21 protein-coding genes and 4 pseudogenes are annotated in these 22,524 nt (G+C 40.1%); 10 read left to right on the top strand and 15 right to left on the bottom strand.

Translation table 11 applies throughout. The features are described from left to right. The first annotated feature begins 41 nt into the window (after positions 1-41). Positions 42-308 (top strand): hypothetical protein, encoded by a 267-nt coding sequence (locus tag ACRWQL_RS17810; RefSeq protein ID WP_182699043.1) that lies wholly within the window; start codon positions 42-44, stop codon positions 306-308. Positions 309-667: 359 nt separating this feature from the next. Here the strand turns inward: ACRWQL_RS17810 and ACRWQL_RS17805 are convergent, their stop codons facing one another. The 8 genes from ACRWQL_RS17805 to ACRWQL_RS17770 all read right to left on the bottom strand — a co-directional run bounded on the left by ACRWQL_RS17805 (position 668) and on the right by ACRWQL_RS17770 (position 6,857). Beyond that, a complete protein-coding gene (locus tag ACRWQL_RS17805; protein ID WP_310736156.1) occupies positions 668-1,204 on the bottom strand; it encodes a tyrosine-type recombinase/integrase in 537 nt (178 codons plus the stop codon). Between the two features lie 246 nt (positions 1,205-1,450). Then, positions 1,451-3,109 carry a mercury(II) reductase gene (merA, locus tag ACRWQL_RS17800; RefSeq protein WP_182699044.1) on the bottom strand — a complete coding sequence of 553 codons (1,659 nt, stop codon included), beginning with the start codon at positions 3,107-3,109 and terminating at the stop codon, positions 1,451-1,453. A gap of 34 nt (positions 3,110-3,143) precedes the next feature. Continuing rightward, positions 3,144-3,563: an organomercurial transporter MerC gene (gene merC / locus ACRWQL_RS17795; RefSeq protein WP_160054386.1), complete on the bottom strand. Its 420-nt coding sequence runs from the start codon at positions 3,561-3,563 to the stop codon at positions 3,144-3,146. A gap of 10 nt (positions 3,564-3,573) precedes the next feature. Continuing rightward, positions 3,574-3,849 (bottom strand): mercury resistance system periplasmic binding protein MerP, encoded by a 276-nt coding sequence (gene merP, locus ACRWQL_RS17790; RefSeq protein WP_041413222.1) that lies wholly within the window; start codon positions 3,847-3,849, stop codon positions 3,574-3,576. Positions 3,850-3,947: 98 nt separating this feature from the next. After that, the gene (locus tag ACRWQL_RS17785) at positions 3,948-4,295 is read right to left on the bottom strand and encodes a mercuric transporter MerT family protein (protein ID WP_182699045.1); all 348 of its coding nucleotides are present in this window, start codon (positions 4,293-4,295) and stop codon (positions 3,948-3,950) included. Between the two features lie 91 nt (positions 4,296-4,386). Then, positions 4,387-4,773 (bottom strand): Hg(II)-responsive transcriptional regulator, encoded by a 387-nt coding sequence (merR, locus tag ACRWQL_RS17780; RefSeq protein ID WP_182699047.1) that lies wholly within the window; start codon positions 4,771-4,773, stop codon positions 4,387-4,389. 497 nt (positions 4,774-5,270) lie between these two features. Beyond that, the gene (locus ACRWQL_RS17775; RefSeq protein ID WP_182699046.1) at positions 5,271-6,221 is read right to left on the bottom strand and encodes a hypothetical protein; all 951 of its coding nucleotides are present in this window, start codon (positions 6,219-6,221) and stop codon (positions 5,271-5,273) included. 459 nt (positions 6,222-6,680) lie between these two features. Further along, on the bottom strand, positions 6,681-6,857 hold the full coding sequence (locus tag ACRWQL_RS17770; RefSeq protein ID WP_434953467.1) for a hypothetical protein: 177 nt from the start codon (positions 6,855-6,857) through the stop codon (positions 6,681-6,683). Positions 6,858-7,042: 185 nt separating this feature from the next. Between ACRWQL_RS17770 and ACRWQL_RS17765 the strand changes: the two are divergent. From ACRWQL_RS17765 to ACRWQL_RS17745, 5 genes and pseudogenes are all read left to right on the top strand, one after another. Further along, positions 7,043-7,735 (top strand): annotated as a pseudogene (locus ACRWQL_RS17765) (ISAs1 family transposase); the annotation flags it as partial. A gap of 82 nt (positions 7,736-7,817) precedes the next feature. Then, the gene (locus ACRWQL_RS17760) at positions 7,818-8,153 is read left to right on the top strand and encodes an IS66 family insertion sequence element accessory protein TnpB (RefSeq protein WP_182699025.1); all 336 of its coding nucleotides are present in this window, start codon (positions 7,818-7,820) and stop codon (positions 8,151-8,153) included. Further along, positions 8,150-8,437 carry an IS66 family insertion sequence element accessory protein TnpB gene (tnpB, locus tag ACRWQL_RS17755; RefSeq protein WP_182699026.1) on the top strand — a complete coding sequence of 96 codons (288 nt, stop codon included), beginning with the start codon at positions 8,150-8,152 and terminating at the stop codon, positions 8,435-8,437. Before ACRWQL_RS17760 ends, tnpB begins: the two co-directional genes overlap by 4 nt. A gap of 143 nt (positions 8,438-8,580) precedes the next feature. Continuing rightward, positions 8,581-10,083, top strand: a pseudogene (tnpC, locus tag ACRWQL_RS17750) (IS66 family transposase). A gap of 12 nt (positions 10,084-10,095) precedes the next feature. After that, positions 10,096-10,542: pseudogene (locus tag ACRWQL_RS17745) on the top strand (ISAs1 family transposase); the annotation flags it as partial. Positions 10,543-10,656: 114 nt separating this feature from the next. Here ACRWQL_RS17745 and ACRWQL_RS17740 read toward each other — a convergent pair. Next, complete coding sequence (locus ACRWQL_RS17740) at positions 10,657-10,893, bottom strand: helix-turn-helix domain-containing protein (protein ID WP_182699027.1); 237 nt, start codon at positions 10,891-10,893, stop codon at positions 10,657-10,659. A 101-nt stretch (positions 10,894-10,994) separates the two neighbouring features. Here ACRWQL_RS17740 and ACRWQL_RS17735 point away from each other — a divergent pair, with 101 nt between their 5' ends. The 3 genes and pseudogenes from ACRWQL_RS17735 (at position 10,995) to ACRWQL_RS17725 (ending at position 13,918) form a co-directional block, all read left to right on the top strand. Next, complete coding sequence (locus ACRWQL_RS17735) at positions 10,995-11,504, top strand: hypothetical protein (protein ID WP_223419997.1); 510 nt, start codon at positions 10,995-10,997, stop codon at positions 11,502-11,504. Then, the gene (locus ACRWQL_RS17730; RefSeq protein ID WP_182699028.1) at positions 11,501-12,913 is read left to right on the top strand and encodes a DEAD/DEAH box helicase; all 1,413 of its coding nucleotides are present in this window, start codon (positions 11,501-11,503) and stop codon (positions 12,911-12,913) included. The genes ACRWQL_RS17735 and ACRWQL_RS17730 overlap by 4 nt, the downstream gene beginning before the upstream one ends. Before the next feature lie 115 nt (positions 12,914-13,028). Next, positions 13,029-13,918: pseudogene (locus tag ACRWQL_RS17725) on the top strand (IS982 family transposase). Between the two features lie 67 nt (positions 13,919-13,985). Here the strand turns inward: ACRWQL_RS17725 and ACRWQL_RS17720 are convergent. Beyond that, positions 13,986-14,252: a hypothetical protein gene (locus ACRWQL_RS17720; RefSeq protein ID WP_182699029.1), complete on the bottom strand. Its 267-nt coding sequence runs from the start codon at positions 14,250-14,252 to the stop codon at positions 13,986-13,988. A gap of 334 nt (positions 14,253-14,586) precedes the next feature. On the opposite strand from ACRWQL_RS17720, the gene ACRWQL_RS17715 reads away from it, so the two are divergent. Continuing rightward, positions 14,587-15,339 carry a hypothetical protein gene (locus tag ACRWQL_RS17715; RefSeq protein WP_182680761.1) on the top strand — a complete coding sequence of 251 codons (753 nt, stop codon included), beginning with the start codon at positions 14,587-14,589 and terminating at the stop codon, positions 15,337-15,339. A gap of 143 nt (positions 15,340-15,482) precedes the next feature. Here the strand turns inward: ACRWQL_RS17715 and tnpA are convergent, their stop codons facing one another. The 5 genes from tnpA to ACRWQL_RS17690 all read right to left on the bottom strand — a co-directional run bounded on the left by tnpA (position 15,483) and on the right by ACRWQL_RS17690 (position 22,463). Next, positions 15,483-15,659, bottom strand: a complete 177-nt coding sequence (gene tnpA / locus ACRWQL_RS17710) for an IS66 family insertion sequence element accessory protein TnpA (RefSeq protein WP_182680760.1) — start codon at positions 15,657-15,659, stop codon at positions 15,483-15,485. 102 nt (positions 15,660-15,761) lie between these two features. Beyond that, positions 15,762-16,682: a cation diffusion facilitator family transporter gene (locus ACRWQL_RS17705; protein ID WP_223419168.1), complete on the bottom strand. Its 921-nt coding sequence runs from the start codon at positions 16,680-16,682 to the stop codon at positions 15,762-15,764. 89 nt (positions 16,683-16,771) lie between these two features. Beyond that, positions 16,772-19,966 carry an efflux RND transporter permease subunit gene (locus ACRWQL_RS17700; RefSeq protein ID WP_182699030.1) on the bottom strand — a complete coding sequence of 1,065 codons (3,195 nt, stop codon included), beginning with the start codon at positions 19,964-19,966 and terminating at the stop codon, positions 16,772-16,774. 26 nt (positions 19,967-19,992) lie between these two features. After that, positions 19,993-21,162 carry an efflux RND transporter periplasmic adaptor subunit gene (locus ACRWQL_RS17695; protein WP_160056810.1) on the bottom strand — a complete coding sequence of 390 codons (1,170 nt, stop codon included), beginning with the start codon at positions 21,160-21,162 and terminating at the stop codon, positions 19,993-19,995. A gap of 56 nt (positions 21,163-21,218) precedes the next feature. Continuing rightward, positions 21,219-22,463 carry a TolC family protein gene (locus ACRWQL_RS17690; protein ID WP_160056811.1) on the bottom strand — a complete coding sequence of 415 codons (1,245 nt, stop codon included), beginning with the start codon at positions 22,461-22,463 and terminating at the stop codon, positions 21,219-21,221. Positions 22,464-22,524: the final 61 nt, after the last annotated feature.

Below are 22,524 nucleotides of genomic sequence, written 5' to 3'. Positions count from 1 at the left end.
AAGCTATCTTGATATCGTAACGTAATCAAGAGATTCTAAGTATGGCAGATAAAAGTGAAGAAAATAAAGGGGCGCATGGTGGTGTACGTAAAGGTGCTGGCCGTAAGACTCGATATGAAAAAACGATAGTGATGAGAGTACCTGAGCAATATAAAAATGCGATCAAAGCATTAATTCAACACATAGATGAATGCGAAAAAGTTGATCATCACTACTCACCTGTAGTTTCTCAACCTATATTTACAAGGTCGTTGCAGGGCAAGCCGCAACAAGTTACTTTTACGGTGAGTTCAGTAAAAGCAACTTGATATCGTTACATAATCAAATGTCTTTATCAAAAAAAATTTTTTAGGACAATCTATGTATCAGAATGCTTTCTATATACTTGGTGGCAAAGACTTTTGTTTTAAGGATAATTCATCACTTAACACCGTTTTTGGACAGAAATGAGTTAGGTTTGAAATTGAATTGGGAATTTGATTCATCAGAAAATCTGCAGAAAAATGTTCTGGTCAAGTAATTGTTGACACCTTTTATCTCTAACTAATTCCTTTGGCTCATAATAATGGACGTTTTGGGTATCTAAAATTTGGACAAAGTTTAACCTGAAAGAAACCCGCTAACTTGTCGTTGATGAAGTAGCCCTAGGCTCTAGGGCTACTTCATATTAGCAATCTGTATTTTCAGAAATTATGAGAGCATCTTCCAGTTCAACACCAAGATATCTTATCGTATTATCTACCTTTGTATGACCTAGCAAAAGCTGAACTGCTCGTATATTCTTTGTTTTTGCATAGACCAGAGTCGCTTTGGTTCGCCTCATAGTGTGGGTTCCATATAGATTTGGATCTAATCCCAGATTGGATGCCCATTTCCTAACTATGCATCTATAGTACGAGTAGCTAATTGACTGTTGTTTCAATCTAGGGCTAGAAAAAATAAAATCGCTTGCGCTTAACGAAGCAAGTAAGAGCCATTTCATCAAACTTTGTTGTGTTCTGGCTGTAATTTCAAATTGAACTTCAATACCAGTCTTCTTCTGGATATGCTTAACTCGATTAAACATCCTGTCTTGGGAAGAAACATCGCATACTTTCAAAGATAGTAAGTCGCTTGCCCTAAGTTTGCTATCAATAGCCAAATTGAATAGTGCTAACTGCATCAAGTTATCCTCAATCTCGAGTCTGGTACGAATACGCCAAATTTATTCAAGCCTGAAAGGCTTTTTGACACCACTTCTTTGTCCACGGTTTAGTATGACCATGATGACCTCCTTTGGGGGTGACTGGTCATAGTTAGTAGGATTGGGATACAAATAATTACACGTCTACACTCATTTCTTAACAAAAAAAAGCTAAGTCTCGGTAGCATTTAGTACCACCGATCTTCGACTGTTCTTGTTTGATTTCAAATTCACATCATATAGAACACCACATCAATCAGTGATGATTTACCCAGCACAACATGAAAGCTCTTTAACATCCTTATTAAAAGTCTGGGCGCAAAGTTTTAGCCCTTCCACCATGGTTAGGTAAGGGAAAAGTTGATCGGCTAACTCTGTGACAGTCATGCGATTGCGAATGGCCAAGGCTGCACTCTGAATAATTTCACCGCCTTCATGTGCCAAAATTTGCGCACCGATAATTCTTCCGGTTTTCTTTTCTACCACTAATTTAATGAAGCCGTCGGTCTCGAAATTCGCTAGGGCTCGTGGCACATTTTCCATACCCAAAACTCGGCTGTCGGTGTCGATACCTTGCGCCTTGGCCTGAAACTCTGTTAACCCCACAGTGGCTACTTGCGGGTCGGTAAAGATCACTGCGGGCATAGTGGTTAGATCCAGTGTGGCATTTCCACCGGTCATATTTACACCGGCACGACTGCCTGCCGCTGCGGCAACATAGACAAATTGTGGCATATTGGAGCAATCTCCTGCGGCATAAATGCCAGAAATATTGGTCTCCATCCACTCATTAACAATAACCTCACCTCCTTCGTTAGTTTTAATACCGATTGCGGCAAGATTAAGTTGACTAGTATTAGCATTACGTCCGGTACTGATTAACAGTTGATCACCAATCACAGTACCTGCATTGGTTTCTAGCGTAAATTGTTCACCATGATATGAAACGCTTGTCGCCTGAGTGTGATTCAACACGTTAATGCCTTCTTTTTGAAAACATTCGGTCAGCTTCTCACCTAGCAAGGGATCTTCTGCATACAATAATGAATGACGCGCCAATACCGTCACCTCGCTACCTAAGCGGCGATAAGCTTGTGCAATCTCCAACGCGATCACAGAAGAGCCAATCACGATCAGATGGTGTGGTAGCGCTTTGGCAAATAATGCTTCTGTGGATGTCCAGTAAGGTGTGCCAGCAAGGCCATCAATCTGCGGGATCGTCGGTGTTGAACCAGTAGCAATTAATATTTTATCGGCATGTAGTATTTGCTCTGAACCATCAAGATTACTAATGATTAAGGTATTGGCATCGTTAAATCGAGCAAAACCTTTGATTAAACTCAGCGCAGGATTGTTGTCTAGAATATTTTGGTATTTAGCTGTCCGCAACTCTTCCACTCGGGCAGTTTGCTGCTCAGATAACAGCGCACGACTTAGTGCTGGAGTATGATTTTCTAGTCCAGCAAACGGGTTACTTCGTTGTTGTTGAGCCAATTGTGCTGCTCGAATTAAAATTTTTGACGGCACACAGCCAACATTGACACAACAGCCGCCAATCACATCACTGGCTTCAATGAGTGTAACCTTGGCACCGCCTTCGGCTGCTTTAATGGCGCAGGCAAATGCCCCTGAGCCGCTGCCAATGATGGCGACCTGTTGCTTTAAGCTATAGTCTTCTTTCTGGTTTGTGTCACCACGGATTGTCATGCCTTTAAGTTCTGTTGCAATGTAGCCTAAAGCATTAATCGCAAGGATAAGTTCAGCTACATTTACATCATCTCGAGTAGTGATATATGCTAAAGCGTTTTCGTAATACACCTCTGTTTTAATGACGCCTTCAACGGTATCGAGTGCTTCTTTAATATGTTTAACGCAGCTTGGGCAGGTCATACCCTGTATGGATAAGCGTATAGGTAATAAATTCATTTTTTTCCTTCAATTAAGGTAAACAATCATTGGCTTAAACGGCACAACTGTCATCGTCGCAGCGCTTATTTACGGGTGAAAAAATGTCCCATACAGAAACTGCCACCATCATTGCGAGTGCAGAATACGTCACATAGCTACTCCAGCCGTATCGAAACAAGGGGTAAAGTGATATCAAAAGTAGCGCAGGGCCGAACATACCCAGAGCACTACGATGCCACTGCCTATGGCTGAACCAGCCCAGTCCGTTTAGCACTAAGGCAACCCAAGCAAATAGAGGTAATAAAGTATTAACAAATTGGCCTTCCCATTGACTAAGAAACCCCAATCCAAGGGCAGAGCCCAAACTGGCAATCGCCGGGAAACACATGGCGCAGCCCATAGCAGAGATAACAGCACCCAAGGAGCCCGCTTTATCACCGATGCGTGTCAGCATATTGAATAAATTGGTCATAGCCTTCTTCCTATTGTTTGATAGTTGACGGGTAACCTGCGTTGGTGGTCGCATCGATTAACGCTTTGACCGTGGTTTTCTCATCATCAAAGGTCACAATTGCCACCTTGGTCTCAAAGGTGACATCGGCCTCACTGACGCCTGCAACATTTTGCAGCGATTTTTTCACCGTAAAAGGACAGGTGACGCAGTTCATGGTGGGCACGTCTAAGGTCACAGTTTGTGGTTTGGCAGCAGCAGTCAAACTGGTGAGTGCCATAAGGGTTAATAACGTGACTTTTTTCATTGTATTCTCCAAGTGTTAGTTAAAAGTGTAAGTGCTATGAATCGCTGTGTTCTGTCATTAATCTTCAATTGGTTAACGCCAAATCCTTGGTGCTGCACTTAAGCAAACCAGACAATCCAGTAATTGCTAGTCACTAGCACTAGCGCTGCCAGTGCCGTTAACCAAAAAATGACCTGTCGACGCTTGCGCACTTGCGGCACGGCGCATGCGGTTCCTGGCTCACAGGCTTCCACTGGGCGATACACTTTTCGACCGGCGACAGCAAACAGAGCCAATACCAACACAATGAAAATAGGACGATAGGGCTCTAATAGGGTCAAGTTACCAATCCATGAGCCACTGACTCCCAGCAACAACAATATGAAAGGTCCAGCGCAACACAGGCCAGCGCCAACGGCGGCAACAATGCCACCAATAATGGGCAGATTAGGATTTTTTGGGGACACGGCTTACTCCTCGGATTTCAATCTATGGAATAAGTGTAAGTGCCGTACCTATATACGGAGTCAAGCGGAATTTTTCTGTGGGTAGAGTCGTTTAGGGTTGCAGGGAATCGATGATGGGGCAATGGCTGTCATCTTGATTGCTATGGCACTGCAGCAATAGTGTATTGAGTGCTGTTTCCAAGCGTCGTAAATCCGCCATTTTGTCTCTGACGGCGCCGAGTTTATGCTCGGCAAGCTCTTGGACTTGACTGCATGGGCGATCCTCTAGGCTCAATAGATTAGCAATTTCCTCCAGCGTAAATCCCAACTCCTGGGCTCGTTTGATAAAGCGAATACGGTTCACCGTTTCATTTGGGTAATGACGATAGCCCAGATCTGGCTTTAGCGGTTGCTCGATCATTCCTCGTCGTTCATAAAAACGCACCGTCTCAATATTGATACCAAGTTCATTGGCCAGCTTACTGATGGTTCTGGTCATTTTAGGTAATCCTGACGTCATACTTTCCCCTTTTATTACTATGCGAATGAGACTTTGGCTTGAGCTCTCTGCCCTGAGAGATAATAAATAGATTTTTACAAGGTATCCATTTTATCCAGAGTTGCAAAGATTACGACCTTTCTTACATAAAATGCTATTGATGAGTAATGTTTAGTTAGATAACTCATAGCTAAAGTGAACATCATTCGATACGTGATATTCGATGCCCCTTTTCTATGACACTCAGGCAAGACTCACCTGTGATTTAGTAGCTACTGTGCAGTATTGTTAAAATGTGGTCAAAATTTTGATGCCTGAAATAACCGTATCACCCACCCAAACTCGGAATGGGGCAAAAGCGTGTTAGATTCTCAACTCTAATTTTTGAATATCGCATTAAAATTGCTATGGGTAACCTTTTGCTAAAAACGCAATAAAATAGCTGGCAAAAAACAAGTAAAAGCCAGCTGTTTTTGTCCGTTTGAGCAACTTGATACCTATTCTTCCTCGTAACTTTCATCTATTTCTCGTGCAATACTTTCGAAGCTTTTGTGATTTTCTTGCAGGTAGTACAAGTAAATTCTGGCGTCATGCTCAGAAAGATCCTTAGTATTTGAGTTGGTCAAATAATCTTTTACTCGCTCAATGCCATGAAAATATTCATCAAGGTCGTACTTAGTATAATCAGTAAGCTCGTTTCTTTCTTGCAGTGCACCTTGAAACTCATTATATGTTTTTTCAATCGACTCAAGCATTTTAAAACCAAAGGATACATTTGAGCTCGAAGGCGAGTAAATAGCTTGTCCTACTTTCTCAAACATATATCTCATTGTTGAGTCAAGGATGTCTACCAGCGGTTTTTCCATAAATTTAGCCTTATGCTTTTCGTCAATTTCTTGAAGCCTTTCATTAATTGATAGATATGCTGTATTGATGCCCATCAGCTGTGTTTCTGCAATTTCCGAAAAATCTACGTCGATGAATTCACTTTTACCCTCATCGTAGAAACGAGCAAGGGTGAAACCACCTTTGCTCATAGAAATACGAGATATGTGATTAAAGTACGTTGTTTTCTTTACGTGATTCTTTGTTGGGTGACCTATTGAGGCATTTCTAACTGCTCTAATACCTTTTAATTCTTCTGACAGTTTATATGGTACATCAAATGCTTCTGATAAATGATTCATTGCATCTTGCTGTATAAATAACGCTTGTAGTAGCCCGTATGTATAGATATACGATAATCCAGTTTCATCAGGATATTCCGATTTAAAGTAGCTTTGCAATGCCAAGCCAGTGTCACCAAGGGTATCTAATGAACTACATATTTGATTCCAGTTATCTAACTCTGAAATCAAAACCTTCTGATATCTATGAGTATTTATATGCTCACGTACCTGTTTTTCGATATCGAAGAATATGGTAAGACTTTCTTCAATTTTGCTCATCTATCGCAAATCCTTTCAATAGGTATAGTGCCTTAAAAATTGGCGAAAAATTGTGGGCTAAACTTGAGCGTAGCGAAAATAGACTGCGGTTTTTAGTCTAATTAATCAAATTGTTATAAACCTTTGATTAATGACTTCCAATCTACGTATTTACCTATGTTTTTGAGGTTAGAATCGTCAATATGACGACCTTTTAACTCATTACGACAATCATCGACGTATGAGCAAATAGTTTGGTAGATTTCTGCGTTTGTTACCTCTTTGTAAAACGAATTCTCAGGAGCTAATTTATGAGTTACATATTTGAACAGCTTAGTTCTCGATTTAACAAACCATTTTTTATCATCTTGCCAATATTCGCCTCTAATTTGTGAACCTAAAATATGTAGTTTAATAAAACCTATTATCTCATTATATTCCCAAGCTCCACCATAATTTTTATGTATTGCATTTTTATAATTACAAAATAATCTGGATTATCTTCACAATACTTCCTTTTAAATTCAGCATCCGAACCACCAAAGATCCTATTTTCAGTAAATGACTTAATTTAATTTCGCTCAATGCTGCCGTTTCTAAAACAACTGAAAACTTTTGCTCTGGTGACCAATCATCAGAACGATTACTACCTGCCAAACCCGCACCTGCTTTTAAATACTTATTTTGCCAAGAATACAACGTCGATAAGTTGATACTTTCTCGCTTTGCGAATTGACTTAATGATCAGGGCGAGATCGTGAACGTTTTTCAATCAACTTAACACACTATTTGACGTTAACATTTAGCTATGATCTTATACTCCCTTTTTTCGGGAGCTCATCATGCATATTGACCACTTCAAAGAGACTTTTCAAACCATAACTGACCAACGCCAAGGGGCTAAAGTGACCTATTGCCTTTTTGAGGTTTTGTTTGGTTCTCTATGTGCCGTTATCGCAGGAGCTAAAGGCTGGTTTGATATTCGAGAATACATACTTGGACATCATGATTGGTTTAAAAACAATAACCTATTCGTGAGTGGCATTCCTGCTGATGACACTATAGCTCGTATCATATCAACGATAGAACCAGAACAATTTCACCGGTGTTTTATCAAATGGATGTCATCGATACACACTCTTACCGAAGGCCAAGTGATTGCTATCGATGGAAAAACGCTTCGGGGGTCATACAATCGTCAAGACAGAGCCAGTACCATACACATGATTAGTGCTTATGCTTCATCAAACAAATTAGTACTTGGCCAACTTAAAACAGAACAAAAAAGCAATGAGATAACTGCCATTCCTGAGTTGATAAAGATGTTGGATATCAAAGGGGCTTTAGTGACTATCGATGCTATGGCTTGTCAAACAAAGATAGCCAAAACCATTGTGGAACAAGGCGGTGACTTCCTGCTTGCCGTTAAAAGTAATCAGGGAAAACTGCGTGAAGCGATAGTCAAAGCCTTCTCTTCCCAGCGAGCCAACAATACAGACAAATCCACAATTGAACAGGGTCATGGTCGTACAGAGGTAACCGTCTAGCGAACCACACCTCGCATCATTAATCTGCCTATTTGAAAATACCTGCTCAATGATAAATTTGGAGCAGGTGATGAAAACATACAGAACAGCGGCACAGTGGCTCGGTTTACTTCAGCAGCGCAGCAATTTCAAAGGCACTAATGTTGAATTCTGCCAACATCATAATGTCTCGATTACCACTTATTATAAACAACGTGCTTTACAGGCTGAGAACCAGCAAAAAACAACCTTGCCAAAGCGCGCTACATCATCACGCTTTATTCAACTAAAACAAACCACCACTGACGTCTGCGAGCACACTCATCAAAATACACTGCAGTTTGATACCCGCACCGGCCAACTCACCCTACCAGCAGATTTAGCAACGACCGATATCGTTGCCATTATTAAAGGGCTAATGGCATGAAGATGTTTGTTGATATCCCCACTGTTTATTTATGTGCCGATGTGGTCGATTTTCGTAAATCGATTAATGGGTTAGCCGCCTTAGTGGAAGCTGAGCTTGAACTCCCAGTGCTCAGTGGTGCGCTATTTGTCTTTTGTAATAAAGGCCGTGACAAGCTCAAATTGCTTTACTGGGATAACACCGGCTTTGCGCTGTGGTATAAGCGATTAGATAAACATAAGTTCAAATGGCCCAAACTCATGTCACCCACCATGACATTAACCGAGCAGCAATTACACTGGTGATTGTCGGGTTATGATGTCATTGGCCACAGCAAAATTGATGTCGCAGGTAAGCAACTACTTTAATATTTGCGATCGATTGATGATCATCAAAGGATGTTCATTTAGCACTGGAAACCCGCTGGTTACGCCTTAAAATAGGCTTCATGAAAAATGTACTCGCCCTTCAACAGCGCATCGCTGAGCTGGAAAAACTGCTCGAAAATGAGCGGCAATTATCTTTACAAAAAGATGCGCAAATCGCTGCGCTAGAGGAACGCTGGCGCCTGGCCCAACAAAAACAATTTGGCAAAAGTGCTGAAGGCTTTGTAGGGCAAGGCGAGTTATTCAATGAAGTAGAAGAGATTGTTGAAGCCGCTGAGGCTGAGCAACAATCCATTAGCTATATCCGCAAAAAACCGGTGCGTAAGCCACTGCCAAAAGACTTACCCCGTGAGCAAGTTATCCACGACATTGAAGATAAAACCTGTGATTGCTGTGGCGGTGAGCTACATAAAATGGGTGAAGACAAGTCAGAAAAGCTTGAGTTTATCCCAGCGCAAATCAAAGTCATTGAGCACATTCGGCCTAAGTACGCCTGCCGTCACTGTGATAAAGCCTCAACTCAAACACAGATAAAGCAAGCCTCAATGCCTGCCATGCCCATCAACAAAGGCATTGCAACGAGCAGTTTGCTCAGTCAGCTTATCACCAGTAAATACCAATACGGGTTACCGCTTTATCGCCAGGAAGCGATGTTCAAGCAATACGGTATTGAGCTCAGTCGCCAGACCATGAGCAGCTGGATAGACAAATCCGCCACACTGTTTGCACCACTGGTGGAACGGCTTAAAGCCGAGCTGTTAAAGCAGCCCACGTTGTTTGCCGATGAAACGCCACTGAAAGTGGTGAAATCCGATAAGGTGAACAGCTACATGTGGGTGTATTGCTCAGGTCGAGATTCACCTGAGCCAAACCATCCTACCCCCAATATCGTGCTTTACGATTTTCACAATAGTCGGGCGGCCGCCTGCGTGGTCAATTATCTTGATGGATATCAAGGTTACTTGCACGTAGATGGTTATCAAGCTTATGAAAAAACATAGGCAACCTTAGTGGGATGCTGGGCGCATGCGCGTCGTAAATTTATCGATGCGAAAAAGCTGCAAGGGAAAAATAAAACCGGCAAAGCGGATGTGGTATTGAGCCTTATCCAAAAACTGTACGGCGTTGAGTCACGCGTTAAAGATAAAAGTGCGGATGATATATACACGACAAGACAAGCAGTCAGTGTGCCTATACTGGACAAGCTAAAAGCATGGCTTGAGCAAAACCAACCGAATTTAGTGGGTAATACCAAACTGATAGAGGCAGCTAATTACCTGGCTAATCAATGGCACAAACTCATTCGTTATGTTGATGATGGCAGACTGAGTATTGATAATAATCGTGCTGAGCGAGCGGTAAAACCGTTTGTGATTGGCCGAAAAAATTGGTTATTTAGTCAGACAGCTAATGGGGCTCATGCCAGTGCCACGCTTTACAGCATTGTGGAAACCGCAAAGGTTAATGGCTTAGTGCCATTTGATTACATCATGGCTTGCCTTAATGAACTGTGCCAACCAGCACCGGATATAGACAGCCTGATACCATGGAGTGTTAAAAGATAGGTGTAGTTGCCCGGACGCTTACGTACAGAGTGTCGTCAGTGCTATGTTATTGACAGTACACACTTAGTCGGTGACTTTTCAAAGTGGAAAGGGTTAAAAAATATCGTTATGGTTGAAAATTGTCGCCTTGAGAAAGGAAAACCAATCGAGCTTGAGTACCGTTATTACATCAGCTCTAAGGAGCTAAGTGCTGAACAAGCTGCGATAGCAGTTCGAGAACATTGGGATATCGAATCAATGCACTGGGTGCTTGATGTCAGTATGAGTGAGGATGCATGTCAAATCTATAACGCTCACGGAGCGGAAAATATGTCAAGCCTGCGTCATATGAGTTTGAATATGTTACGAGCAGAGCCGACCAAGATACGCATTGTTGGAAAACAAAAGCGATGCATGATGAATCCATCGATGCTTGAAGCAGTATTAAAGGCTGGATTTAGTAGCTCGGTTATAAATTAAGCACTCATGCGGTAGCCCTGCATCATAACCTTAGTTAATAATCTTATAAGTTTACTACTAATTATCACTGCTGCTATAGGTATAAATTAATGAGGCTCACTTTAAGCATTAGCACTAATCTAGTTGTACTTTATATTTGAGTCTGGCTGGTAGAATTTCATCAAACTCACAGTCAAGTGCATTAACTATTTTGTATAGAGTTTCCAGTTTGATGTTGACGCAACCTCTTTCCATTTTCCCGTAATTACCTCTTTCAATACCGACATATGCTGCAAATGCCTCTTGAGAATAGCCAGCATTAACTCTTAGGTATCTTAATTTATCGCCAAATTCAATTACTAAATCACTCACCTATCAACACTCCAGGTAAAATGATTAGATTTTCATATTGAGGTACAAGCCACCACGCCCTATAATACCCATTCAAGATAAATTATTAGGATCTGTTTTTGATGTTAGACCCATTCGTAGCTCAAATCATTAAAGCAGAAAACTTTGATAAGTTCACAACAAGTGATGTCCGCTCTGCATATTTTGCATTAAAAAAAGATCCCTCTTTGGATAGCGCAGAGATCAGAAGAATGATTTATGCAGAATTAATGAAGTTAGTAAAAAAAGGCTGGTTAGAGAGGAATATACAAAAGCAAAAGGGACAGACTAGATTCAAAAAAACAGTTCATTTTGATGCCACAAACCTTCCTGTTAAGCCTATGGCTTTATTACCTATTTCTGATATTGAAGGCATTGATAAACATAAGAAATTGAGCGCAAAACTAAACTACTATAAATCAGAACTATTATTGAGCTTAGGTGAATCAGAGGCATATAAAGAGATATACTTAGAGCTGCCTGATTTAGCTGAAGAGTTACAACCCAAGTACAATTTAGCGAGGGAAAATAGCACTAAATTGTTGGGGAAAATCAAGGCCATTGAAGCGATCATCGAACAGAGAAATATATGAGACTTAGACGTTGGCAAAATGCATGTATAGATTCGTCATTAAAACAATACCTTAATGGACAGTCTCATTTCTTGGTTTTAGCGACGCCTGGCTCAGGAAAGACTCTGATGGCCTCTGTTTTATCAAACCATCTATTGAAGAATGACCTTGCTGATTTAATCTTTTGTTTTTCCCCATCTTCGATAGTTTCCATGGATTTTGCTGAGTGCTTACAATTAAGATCGAATGAACGTTTTGACGGGCTAATTGGTTCAAAGGGCAGAGCTTATACTTATCAACATTTGCAGTACTTAGATGGTGCTTTTTGGGAGCTATTTGAAAAATATCGAGTATTCGTTATTTTCGATGAAATCCATCATTGTGCAGGATCTACTGTTGATAATGCGAATTCATGGGGAGAGCATATAATTCTGAACATTCAGAACAAAGCTCGATTCACCATGGCATTAACTGGCACGCCTTGGCGCTCAGATACGGCCCCTATCGTTTTTGCTAGCTATGCCTCACCAGATGGTGAAATCTCATGTGATTACGTCTATGGCCTTTATGAGGCAATTTTAGACGGTGTTTGTCGCGTACCTCAGATAATCGCTGTTGATAACAATCATATTTCAGTAATAGAAAATAATGAAACCGCCGTTTTCGAAAGCTTTGATGACCTACTGTCTAACTCCCAAATTGCATACCAGGACGTAATCGAAAATGATGATGTAATAAAACATATCATCACTTCGGCTAGTAAAAAGCTAGATTTTATAAGACTTGAAAACTCTAATGCAGCTGGCTTAATCGTAGCTTCATCGATAGAACAGGCCAATAGAATTTCAACATTAGTAAAAAAATGGCTTCAAGAAGAAGCTGTTGTCGCTACCTATAAGGAAAGTGACCCGACAGCCATTATTCAACGATTCAGACACTCAGAATCCAAGTGGATTATTTCTGTTGGAATGATTAGTGAGGGAACCAATATCCCTCGCCTACAAGTGTGTTGTTATCTCTCAAACATAAAAACTGAAATGTATTTTAGGCAAACACTAGGACGAATTCTTAGAGTTACAGACACTATTAATCAAGAAGCAATTCTTTATATGCCAGCGGAGCCCAAGTTGCTGGAGTATGCTTATAGAGTTAGACATGACGTGCCTGTTGAGGCTGATGTTGTAAAATTTGAAACAATGCAATCACTGCTTGTCGGCGATGAGACTAATAGTCAAAACAAAACTATTTCTCTGAAAGAACCTAGCATTGATTTGGCAGGCAAAGAAATTAAACTAAATGGTTTCATTGAAAACACTGATAGCTTGTTCGATGAAGATTTTTTATCAACTTCATATGACCAAGTGATGAATATATTCGGTCGTTTCAAACAAGAAACCATAGGTATAGGTATAGGGTTAGGATTAGATTAGATTAGGTGAGTTGAAGTAACTTTACTTAACCTGAACTCGAGATAAGAAGTGAACTAAACGCCCTCTTTATGATCAGATCTTTCGACCAAGAAGGATTTAATCATGCTGAGGGCGTATGAATAATTTAGTGGATATATTTTGTGATGCCGATGATTTTTGTGCTGTATTCATTCCGCAATGGAAAACACAATGCCTGACTGACAGCAAACGAAAACGTCAGCGCTCAAATAGAATGGACACGAGCGAAATAATGAACATTATCATACCATTCCACACATCCCACCACCGTGACTTCAAGAACTTTTATTCTGGTTATCTTGCTCGATTCTTTAAATCTGATTTTTCACATTTGCTCAGTTACAGTCGCTTTTTGGAAATAATGCCCACGACTGTCGTGCCATTGTGCAGCTATTTTTGTACCATAAGAAGCCAGCCAACAAGGATTGAGTTTATTGATTCAACGAGTATCAAGGTCTGTCACAACTTACGAATTCCAAGGCATAAAAAAGCTTATCGGGCTTCGCTAGCCGAGGAAAAGGCACGATGGGATGGTTCTACTAGTTTAAACTTCACCTAATTGTTAATCGCAAAGGCGGCATTGTAGCCGCCAAAATAACGCCCGCGAATGTGCATGACACTCAGCCTGTTTCGGGGATGGTGGTTAACTCAATGGATAAACATTATGCCGACAAAGGCTATATTAGCAAAGCACTGGCGAACGACTTACTCGAACAAGGTGTTACGATCGTCAATAATGTCCGTAAAAACATGAAAGCTAAAGCATTATCCCTATGGGATAGAGCGATGCTTTCACGTCGATTTATCATTGAAACCATCAATGACCAGCTAAAAAACATTTCACAAATAGAGCATACAAGACATCGAAGCGTGCATGGTTTTATGTTGAATATGATAGGCGGATTGATTGCCTATCAACTGAAAGAAACTAAGCCACAACTCAATATTACGAATGCTGAATTTGGCGCTATTGTTGTTATGGCTTAAACCGATCTCAGGTTACTTACTTCAACCTAGATTATTTATCATTATTCAACTTGATATTGTAACTTAATCAAAATTTTGAAGCAGGGTCTATAATAAATGTGACTTTCTGTGGCTTATCTTGAAGAGAACGAATGAAAACAGGTTGGGATTTTACGCTTGAGTAGTTTTTATCAACCATTTCGCAGTCATCTAAATGCTTGATTAAACTTTTTATAGCATCTTTGTATTTGTCTGGAACCCTCATCACGACGGTTTTTTCGTATTTAGTTTTTCGACCTGCACCAGTTCGAAATCCGCCATGTGTTACCTTGTATTCAGCTTTTTCTTCAGACATGTAAACTCCAAGTTTGATTTTGTTACATTATCAGGCTATCTTGAATAAGTTACAAAATCAAGAGCCTCGATACTTTTAATGATGACGGATAGCTTTACATGCTGTGAGGTTAGGAAGATTGAGACAAGTTTTTATGCATGGCTGTAATCCTTGGATTAGAATTGCACCTTCAACAGCGCTAATAAGTAATCGTCCCGATATGAATATTTTTCAATCTTATTATTGGGCTGAAATGTGATAGATAAATGAACTTTTAATACAAATCTTGAGCTTATTTTTGATTAACCTTGAAATACGCTTTCAAATGTACAGCACTATTAACAGGCTCTCTGACATGCAAAATATTAGGACTAACATCCAAGCTTTAAATAAACAAAATCCTGCACCTTTCTCAAATGACATCATCTATAACTACAGCACCTATTTGAGGAACAATGATATTTACCTTAAAGACGATAGAGAACACTACGTTGCCCCTATTCCGTTCGATCAAATAGTAGGCATCGAACAGATGTATGGTGATGACTCAACCTGGGGGCAATGCATAGAAGGACGATGGCTTAAGCGCCTGAAACAAAGACTTATAGAACTAGAAGACAACCCGCAGTATTATTTATCGGAAGTCGAACTGCCAAACCTATCCTTCATTAAGGTTGGAAGTAAGTACTTCATCAGCACAGGTAAACATCGCACGATTATCGCTAGATTTTTGTCCTATTTTAACCCTGAAGTGTTTAGCAACCGTTCTCCGTTTGAGTTTGCCAAGGTGACAGAGTGTTTTATTGACACCGAGTATGCCTCGTTTAAAAGGCGATTCGACGCTGTTACTGATAACTACCCTTCGTTAATATTTAAACTGCAACACACTACGGCAGAAGACGATCTGCATTTTCTACTTATCAGAGAAAATAGGGCCAATGGAAAATCCGAAGTATTCACTCGAGCCCAAGCCTACCAGGTACTTGACGCACTAGAGAGTCCATCAGTCAAAGAAAAATGGAATTCAGGTAGTGTGTATTACAACAGCAATATTTACTCGTTTATTCCATATCAAACCTGCTTTAAGGCTTTTTTCGGGCACCCTTAGAGCAAAAAAGTCAATCGAAAACCGTTGCTAATCATCGTTGTTGAAATCACTTTTGCCCCAAAACTCGTTTGAAGCGAAAAGTGATTTAATATGAGCGGGGATATTTGCGTCCGGCGAACTACGCCTTGCCTAGATCAACGCGCTCAGCGGCACCACTTTTTGCTTAGTGGGTGACGAATGCGGGTTAAGTTTTTAGCCCACGCATAAAATGTAGATAGGGTTAAGTCACTGGTTTTACAACATTCAGCTTTGGTTAATTCACTTTCAGTTTGCTGCTGAAAAATACGCTGCCAGTATTGTATTTTATCGTTTTTTGACATGATTGTTCGCCTAGATTTAGTTAGGAAATAATCATGCTAAATTTGAAAATTATTGGTATGTGGGATTAATTGATCGCTTACTTTTCATCTTTGAAAGTATTTCTAATCGCTTTTTGAATCTCTACATATTTCGTCTACGAACTCAAATTCCAGTGTTGTATGTTCAAGATAAAAAGGGCTAAGTCGTGTTGATATTTCATGCTTTATTGCCATATATTCTTGTTGATCAAAATAATGATTCACTACTAAATGAGCTGTAAGAACATGCCTTTCGCCGTCAAGGGACCACAAATGGAAATGATGAATATCTTCAATAAACTTCAATGTTGATAATTCAATTTTTATTTTTTCTTGAATGGCTTTCTCAGGTGTTGCTTGTAAAAACAGACGTATTGCAGTACGGAGGTTTTTTAAGACATTAAAAAGAACAAATAATGTAAATCCTATTGAAAGTATGGGATCAAGTATTGGGAGTTCGATATATATTAGGACGATAGCAACAATTAATACGGCTACCCAACCTAAGACATCTTCCAATAAATGCCAATTAAGTACACGTTCGTTTAATGTTTTCCCTTCACTTAATTTGAAAGCAGCATAACCGTTAACAATCACCCCCAATATCGCTAACCACAACATGCCTTGAGCATCAGGCATTTCTGGCGATATCAATCGAGGAAATGATATGGTTAATACCCAAATCGATCCCGCGATTAAGACAACACCGTTAATTAGCGCACCAAGTAAAGAAAAACGGTGGTAGCCGTAACTAAACGTTTCATCGCGACTTTTCTTGCTGAGTTTGTTTAATCCCCATGCGAGACCAATGGATAAACTATCTCCTAAATCGTGAACCGCATCTGCCATTATCGCGGTACTGTTGGTTAACCAGCCGCCAATAAATTCGATAATAGTAAAACAAACATTTAATATAAATGCCCAGCCAATACGACTTGAAGACATATCTTTAGGAATATGACTGTGTCCATGGCTAGCTGGGTGTTGATGTGAATTGTCGGACATTACTTTCTCCTATAAATTGATATCCCGCAGCGAATACCTACGGGATATCTAGTTAAAGCAAACAGTTATATTTATTTAACCAAGCAGCACTACCTTCTCATTTCTTCAATCCGACCTTTAGAAAACCAAGCATAAAGTACGGGAAGAACAAATAAAGTAAGGAACGTCGCAGTGACCAATCCACCCACAATGACTGTAGCTAATGGCCGTTGTATTTCAGAGCCAACACCAGTTGACATGATAATAGGTATCAAACCAAGGGCAGAAGTAATCGCTGTCATCAATACGGGACGAAGTCTTGATATAGCACCTTCGTAAACAGCTTGAGCAATACTTTCCGTACCTGTTTCAATGCGTAGATTAATCGCTTCAACCATAACCACACCATTGAGAACCGCAACACCAAATAAGGTAATAAAACCAATTGAACTTGGTACAGATAGGTATTGACCAGAAATATACAAGGCAACTATGCCACCAATCATAGCTAAAGGTAAATTAACGAGGATGAGCATGGCTTGACCCACACTGGCAAAAGCAAAATATAATAACAACGCAATAATGCCAATAGAAAGTGGCACAACAATAGCTAGTCGTTGCTGTGCTCTTTGTTGATTTTCAAATTGCCCACCGATATCAACAGAATAACCCGTAGGCAAATCAACCTTAGTTGCAATTGCTGCTCGAATATCTTTTACGACACTACCCATGTCTCGCCCTTGTACATTGGCTTGAATAACGACGCGTCGCTGAACATCATCTCGGCGAACCTGAGGAGGGCCTGATTCAATGGCAATATCTGCAACATCACCTAGTCGTACCCATGCACCTGTTGGGGCTTGTAGTCGTAAATCAGCAATAGTTTGTTGTTGATTTCTAAACGCTTTGTCTATCCTCAGATAAATATCATAACGTTCATTACCATTAATGACTTGCCCTACTTCGTGACCACCGATACCATTTCGCACTAACCTCATGACATCACCAATCGATAAACCATATCGAGATAATTGACGACGGTTTGGTCTAACGACTAACTGAGATTCTCCTGCTATTGGCTCCATCGCTACATCTCTTGCACCATCAACACCTTGAATAGCATTAACAATAGCTTGACCTTGCTGAGCCAGGACATCGAGATCAGCACCAAATAGTTTTATGGCTAACTGCGCTTTAACACCAGAAAGTAATTCATCTACTCTTGTTGCGATAGGTTGAGAAAAATTCAGTAGTAAACCGGGGAATTTCTCAAGTTTTACTTCCATTAAACCTTGTAGTTCATGGCGTGTTTTAGCGCTGGTCCACTCTACAACTGGTTTGAGACCAATATAGATTTCAATGTTACTCACTGGCTCAGGATCACCACCAATTTCTGCTCGGCCAATACGACTGGTAGCATAAGTAACTTCAGGAAATTCAAGTAATATTTTTTCCAGTTTAGGGGCAACTGAAAGCGCTGTCGCTAAACTGGTTGATGGAGCCATTGTTACACGTAAATTAATCGTGCCTTCTTCAAGCTCTGGTACAAATTCAGTACCTAAATTTGGCACTAAAAATAATGTACCAACAAGTAAGGCTCCAGCCCCTATAAGAACCACTTTCTTTGCATTCATTGCCTTTGTTAAACTACGACGGTAAAATTTTTCTAGCACACTAACGAAAGGGCTGGTTCGTGCTTTAAAACCTCGTTGAAACAAGTAACTAGCTAACGCGGGTACAACAATGAGAGACACGGCTAACGACGCAACCATAGCAATCATAATACTAATAGCCATCGGCTGAAATAGTTTGCCTTCAACCCCTTCTAAGCTAAATAATGGCGCAAAAACCACCATAATAATTGTTACTGCAAAAAATACTGGCTTAGCTACTTCTCTAGCGGCAATTTGTATACGTAAACTAACATCGACATCTTTTTCGACATCAAAAGGGTTCTCACTGTCATGCATTCCTTTATGACTATGTTCGTGACGACGGTCTGGCTGACTGAGATGTTTGAAAATATTTTCCATCATCACCACCGCACCATCGACCATCATACCAATAGCAACCGCTAAACCACCCAGAGACATTAAATTCGCAGACAAGCCATTGTAAGCCATGATCATTAATGCCATCCCAACAGAAAGTGGAATAGAAATAAGTACCAATAAAACAGCTCGAACATTCAGTAAGAAAAGTACTAACACGATAACAATAAAGATAAAAGCCATTATCAATGCTTCAGCGACCGTACTAACTGCTTTTTCAATCAAATCTGCTTGATCATAAATAGGTTCAAACGTGACACCTTTTGGCAGGGCTTGTTGAATAAGTGGTATTCTGTCTTTTATGCCATCAATGGCAACTTTGGTATTTGCGCCCATACGCTTTAAAACAATGCCGGATACAACTTCACCTAGAAATTTACTACCGTTAGTACCAACACGTTTACTCATGGTAACCGCGCCTTGTCTAATTTCGCTTCCAAACTCAACAGTTGCCACATCAGCAAGATAAACAACAGTACCTTCAATTGTTTTAACAGGGATTTGTTTTAGTTCTTCAATACCTTTTTCATCACTACTTAACCAACCAACACCTCGAATAATAAGTTGCTCTTGGCCTCTATCCATATACCAGCCTCCCGCATTGTCATTATTATCTTCTAATGCATTAGCGATATCTTGTTGAGTTAATTGGTAAGCAAGCAAACGAGAAGGATTAATATTTACTTGGTATTGTTTAACATTTCCGCCGAATGCTAAAACATCTGTAACGCCATCTACTGGCATTAAGAGTAATTTAACCACCCAATCGTTAAGGCTTCGAAGTGACATGCTGTCATACCCCGAGTCTTCATCAGCGAGCAATAAATATTGATATACTTGCCCCAAACCAGAAGTGTTTGGGCCAATTTCAGGTGTACCAACCCCTTCAGGGATCAATTCTTTTGCTGATTGCAATCGTTCAAAAACCAATTGACGAGCAAAATAAATATCGGTGCCTTCTTTGAAAACAACCGTAATACCAGACAAGCCTGTTTTAGAAATAGAGCGTACTTCTTCAACATCAGGTAATGCATACATTACGGCTTCTATTGGAAAGGTTATGAGTTGTTCTACTTCTTCCGAAGCCAAACCAGGCGCCTCAGTATTAATTGCCACTTGTACGTTGGTAACATCTGGAAATGCATCCAAATTCAAACGAGGAATAATAAAAAAGGCCGAAACCGTGAACGCAATCAAGGCAAGAATCACCAATAATCGGTTAGCGACAGACCAGTCAATCAAACGATTTAACATGTGTTAGTTCTCCAATTATCAGTTAATTAATGGTTATGAGCATCAAAACTGCCTTTGGCAATTTCCGCGGCAACATAAAAAGCGCCAGTTGTAACGACTTTAGTACCTGATGGCAAACCAAAAATTTCACGTGATTTTCCCAGTTGTCGTCCCAATTCAACTTCGACACCTTTAAATTCGCCATTTTCTTCAACAAACACCATCCAATCACCATCACTACCACGCATTAATGCTTCTTCAGGCACAGTCAGAACTTTTTTGTCCGTTTCAAAGGCAAAATAGACATCCGCAAATAAGCCTGGATGAAGCTTATGACCGACATTTTGAACCTGTAAGCGTATAATACGTGTGCGAGTTACTGGGTCTATGGTATGAGCTTTTTGAGTGATCGTAGCTATGTATGTATTGTTACCTACATTTACTTGCGCCTTTGAATTTTCAGGTAAGTCCAATTCCATTGATGGAGCTAAACGTGCTTCAACCCATAACGTATCTTCATCAGCCAACTCAAATAAAGTACCGCCCGATTCTATGCGTTGGCCTTGACGAAAATTATCAGATAATACCGCGCCAGAAGTCTCAGCGTTTAGAGTGTATTGCCCCAGTTTTTTAGTGTTGGTAGTCAAAGAGATAATAGCGTCAGTAGATAAGCCAAACGCATATAATCGTCCTAAGTCAGCCTCAAAATCGGTCTGAGCTTCTATAAAGCGTTTCTCACCTACCGCTTTTCGACCAAGTTTTTGAACCCTTTTCCATTCTGAATCAGCGAGCCTATAGCTGGCTTGAGCTTCAGCCATTGACTCACTAAATAGGGTGACTAACGGTTGATTGATTTCAACATGATCACCTAAAGCAACATGGCGTTTTAGTATCACTGAATCTACTCTTGGCGAGACTAAATAACTGGTATAATCATTAGCCTTTATCTCCCCTTGAGCATAAATACTGTAAGCCATCGTCTGAGGCTCTAGTACGGTTATGTTAATTTCAGCTAAAGTTAATTGCCCCTTTGAAAGTTTAACTCCCGCACCTTCTTCCTCCTCATTTTTAGCTTCATGTCCATGTCCATCATCTTTTTCTTCAACATGCTTTTCGTTTTTTTCAGATGATTGAACATTTGCAAATGTCGCAGTAGTTATGGTTGTTATTCCACAAAAAAGTACGGCCAGCGTTATTAATTTAATTTGCTTATTCATATGTTTTTTCCAAAATTGGTTCATTGACTATTAATTATTCAAATTACATTTAATGATCAAGGCTGAGATAATTGTTGGAGCACAGTCTTAATTTGCCCCACTTGTAATAGCCAATCTATTTGGCTTAATTGAAATTGACTTTGTAAGTCTATGCCCGCTTTAAGACCTTCAGCACGCTGTTGTAAAGCGAGTAAATACTCGGTAGTGCTCACATCACCGCTTTGCCATTGCTTTTGCAGCAAGTCGCCACTACGTTTACCTCTTCCATCCATCAATTGTTGCCAACGTTGATAGTTTTTTTGATAAGTGAGCAAGGTGTCGATACTTGATTGAATAGAAAACCGTTGTTTGCGCATAATGGAGAGAAAATTTGCTTCGGCAGCTAATGCTTGTTGATTCGCAGCTCTTGCTTGTGCTGAAAAATTGTTGCGAATGTTCAGAGGCATTGAAAGCGTTACTCCAAGCACATTGTCTCCTGCATTTTTACCTGCATTTATACCGATAGTAGGGTCCGCTTTAGCCTCCAACATTGACAGTTGAGCATTACTTTTAGCTATTTGCCACTGCGCTTTTGCCTCTAGAACTAAAGGATGTTGTTGAAGCCATTGAGGTGATAATTGATAATTGCTGATAGTCAAACCTTGCGCAGGTAAAACCTCTTTATCCGGCGTCCAATCCTGCAGTAGCTCCTTGACTTGAGCTTCAGCTTGTTTTAATTGAACTTGTGCTTTTGCGGTAACATTCAACATTTGAGATAAACTTAAAAAAGTAAGTTCAGCATCTACTTGTCCAAGATCACCTGCTTTTTGACGATCCTTAACTAAATCAAGTATGGTTTCCAACTGCTTTTCTTGTTCTTGAGCTATAAAAGCTTGCTTTTTAGCTGCTTGCCAAGTAATTAACGCTTGTAAAGCTTGCGCTGTCTTTTCTTGAACAAGAAAATCAAAGTGTTTGCTTGCTTGAGTTAAGCTAAAGTTAGCTTGTTGCTCTTTTGTTTCTCGTTTATCCCACCAATCAATCGTTTGATTAATGCCAATGGAATAATTATTAGCGTCACCTTCTCGCTCATAACCAGTCTCTAGTTCAGGATTATAAAGCGGTTGCTTGTTCCCTTCCGCATTTGAAAAAACAGCATTCATTTCTTCTTTGGCAGCAATAATATTTGGATGTTTGTTTATTTGCATTGACAGCCAAGACGTCGATGTTGGTTGTGCATTTGCTCTTTGTATATTGATTAACATAGCTAAAAACATACCGACGCATAGCATGGCGCAAATACTTTTTTTAAAAAATATTTTCATAAATTAAACTCATATTTATTTTGGTAGTGTTAACTGACGACAGTAAAATCGTAAGTAGACA

Origin of the sequence: Shewanella sp. HL-SH4, from assembly GCF_051164845.1 — a bacterium.
Taxonomy (GTDB): domain Bacteria; phylum Pseudomonadota; class Gammaproteobacteria; order Enterobacterales; family Shewanellaceae; genus Shewanella; species Shewanella glacialimarina.
The sequence above is the reverse complement of the archived record's forward strand: the minus strand, read 5'-3'. Positions and strand labels throughout refer to the sequence as shown.

Coding starts and splice junctions, on each gene's coding strand:
- ACRWQL_RS17810 (WP_182699043.1), top strand. CDS start 42: ATGGCAGATAAAAGTGAAGAAAATAAAGGGGCGCATGGTGGTGTACGT.
- merA (WP_182699044.1), bottom strand. CDS start 3,109: ATGAATTTATTACCTATACGCTTATCCATACAGGGTATGACCTGCCCA.
- merC (WP_160054386.1), bottom strand. CDS start 3,563: ATGACCAATTTATTCAATATGCTGACACGCATCGGTGATAAAGCGGGC.
- merP (WP_041413222.1), bottom strand. CDS start 3,849: ATGAAAAAAGTCACGTTATTAACCCTTATGGCACTCACCAGTTTGACT.
- merR (WP_182699047.1), bottom strand. CDS start 4,773: ATGACCAGAACCATCAGTAAGCTGGCCAATGAACTTGGTATCAATATT.
- ACRWQL_RS17775 (WP_182699046.1), bottom strand. CDS start 6,221: ATGAGCAAAATTGAAGAAAGTCTTACCATATTCTTCGATATCGAAAAA.
- ACRWQL_RS17760 (WP_182699025.1), top strand. CDS start 7,818: ATGAAAACATACAGAACAGCGGCACAGTGGCTCGGTTTACTTCAGCAG.
- tnpB (WP_182699026.1), top strand. CDS start 8,150: ATGAAGATGTTTGTTGATATCCCCACTGTTTATTTATGTGCCGATGTG.
- ACRWQL_RS17735 (WP_223419997.1), top strand. CDS start 10,995: ATGTTAGACCCATTCGTAGCTCAAATCATTAAAGCAGAAAACTTTGAT.
- ACRWQL_RS17730 (WP_182699028.1), top strand. CDS start 11,501: ATGAGACTTAGACGTTGGCAAAATGCATGTATAGATTCGTCATTAAAA.
- ACRWQL_RS17720 (WP_182699029.1), bottom strand. CDS start 14,252: ATGTCTGAAGAAAAAGCTGAATACAAGGTAACACATGGCGGATTTCGA.
- ACRWQL_RS17715 (WP_182680761.1), top strand. CDS start 14,587: ATGCAAAATATTAGGACTAACATCCAAGCTTTAAATAAACAAAATCCT.
- tnpA (WP_182680760.1), bottom strand. CDS start 15,659: ATGTCAAAAAACGATAAAATACAATACTGGCAGCGTATTTTTCAGCAG.
- ACRWQL_RS17705 (WP_223419168.1), bottom strand. CDS start 16,682: ATGTCCGACAATTCACATCAACACCCAGCTAGCCATGGACACAGTCAT.
- ACRWQL_RS17700 (WP_182699030.1), bottom strand. CDS start 19,966: ATGTTAAATCGTTTGATTGACTGGTCTGTCGCTAACCGATTATTGGTG.
- ACRWQL_RS17695 (WP_160056810.1), bottom strand. CDS start 21,162: ATGAATAAGCAAATTAAATTAATAACGCTGGCCGTACTTTTTTGTGGA.
- ACRWQL_RS17690 (WP_160056811.1), bottom strand. CDS start 22,463: ATGAAAATATTTTTTAAAAAAAGTATTTGCGCCATGCTATGCGTCGGT.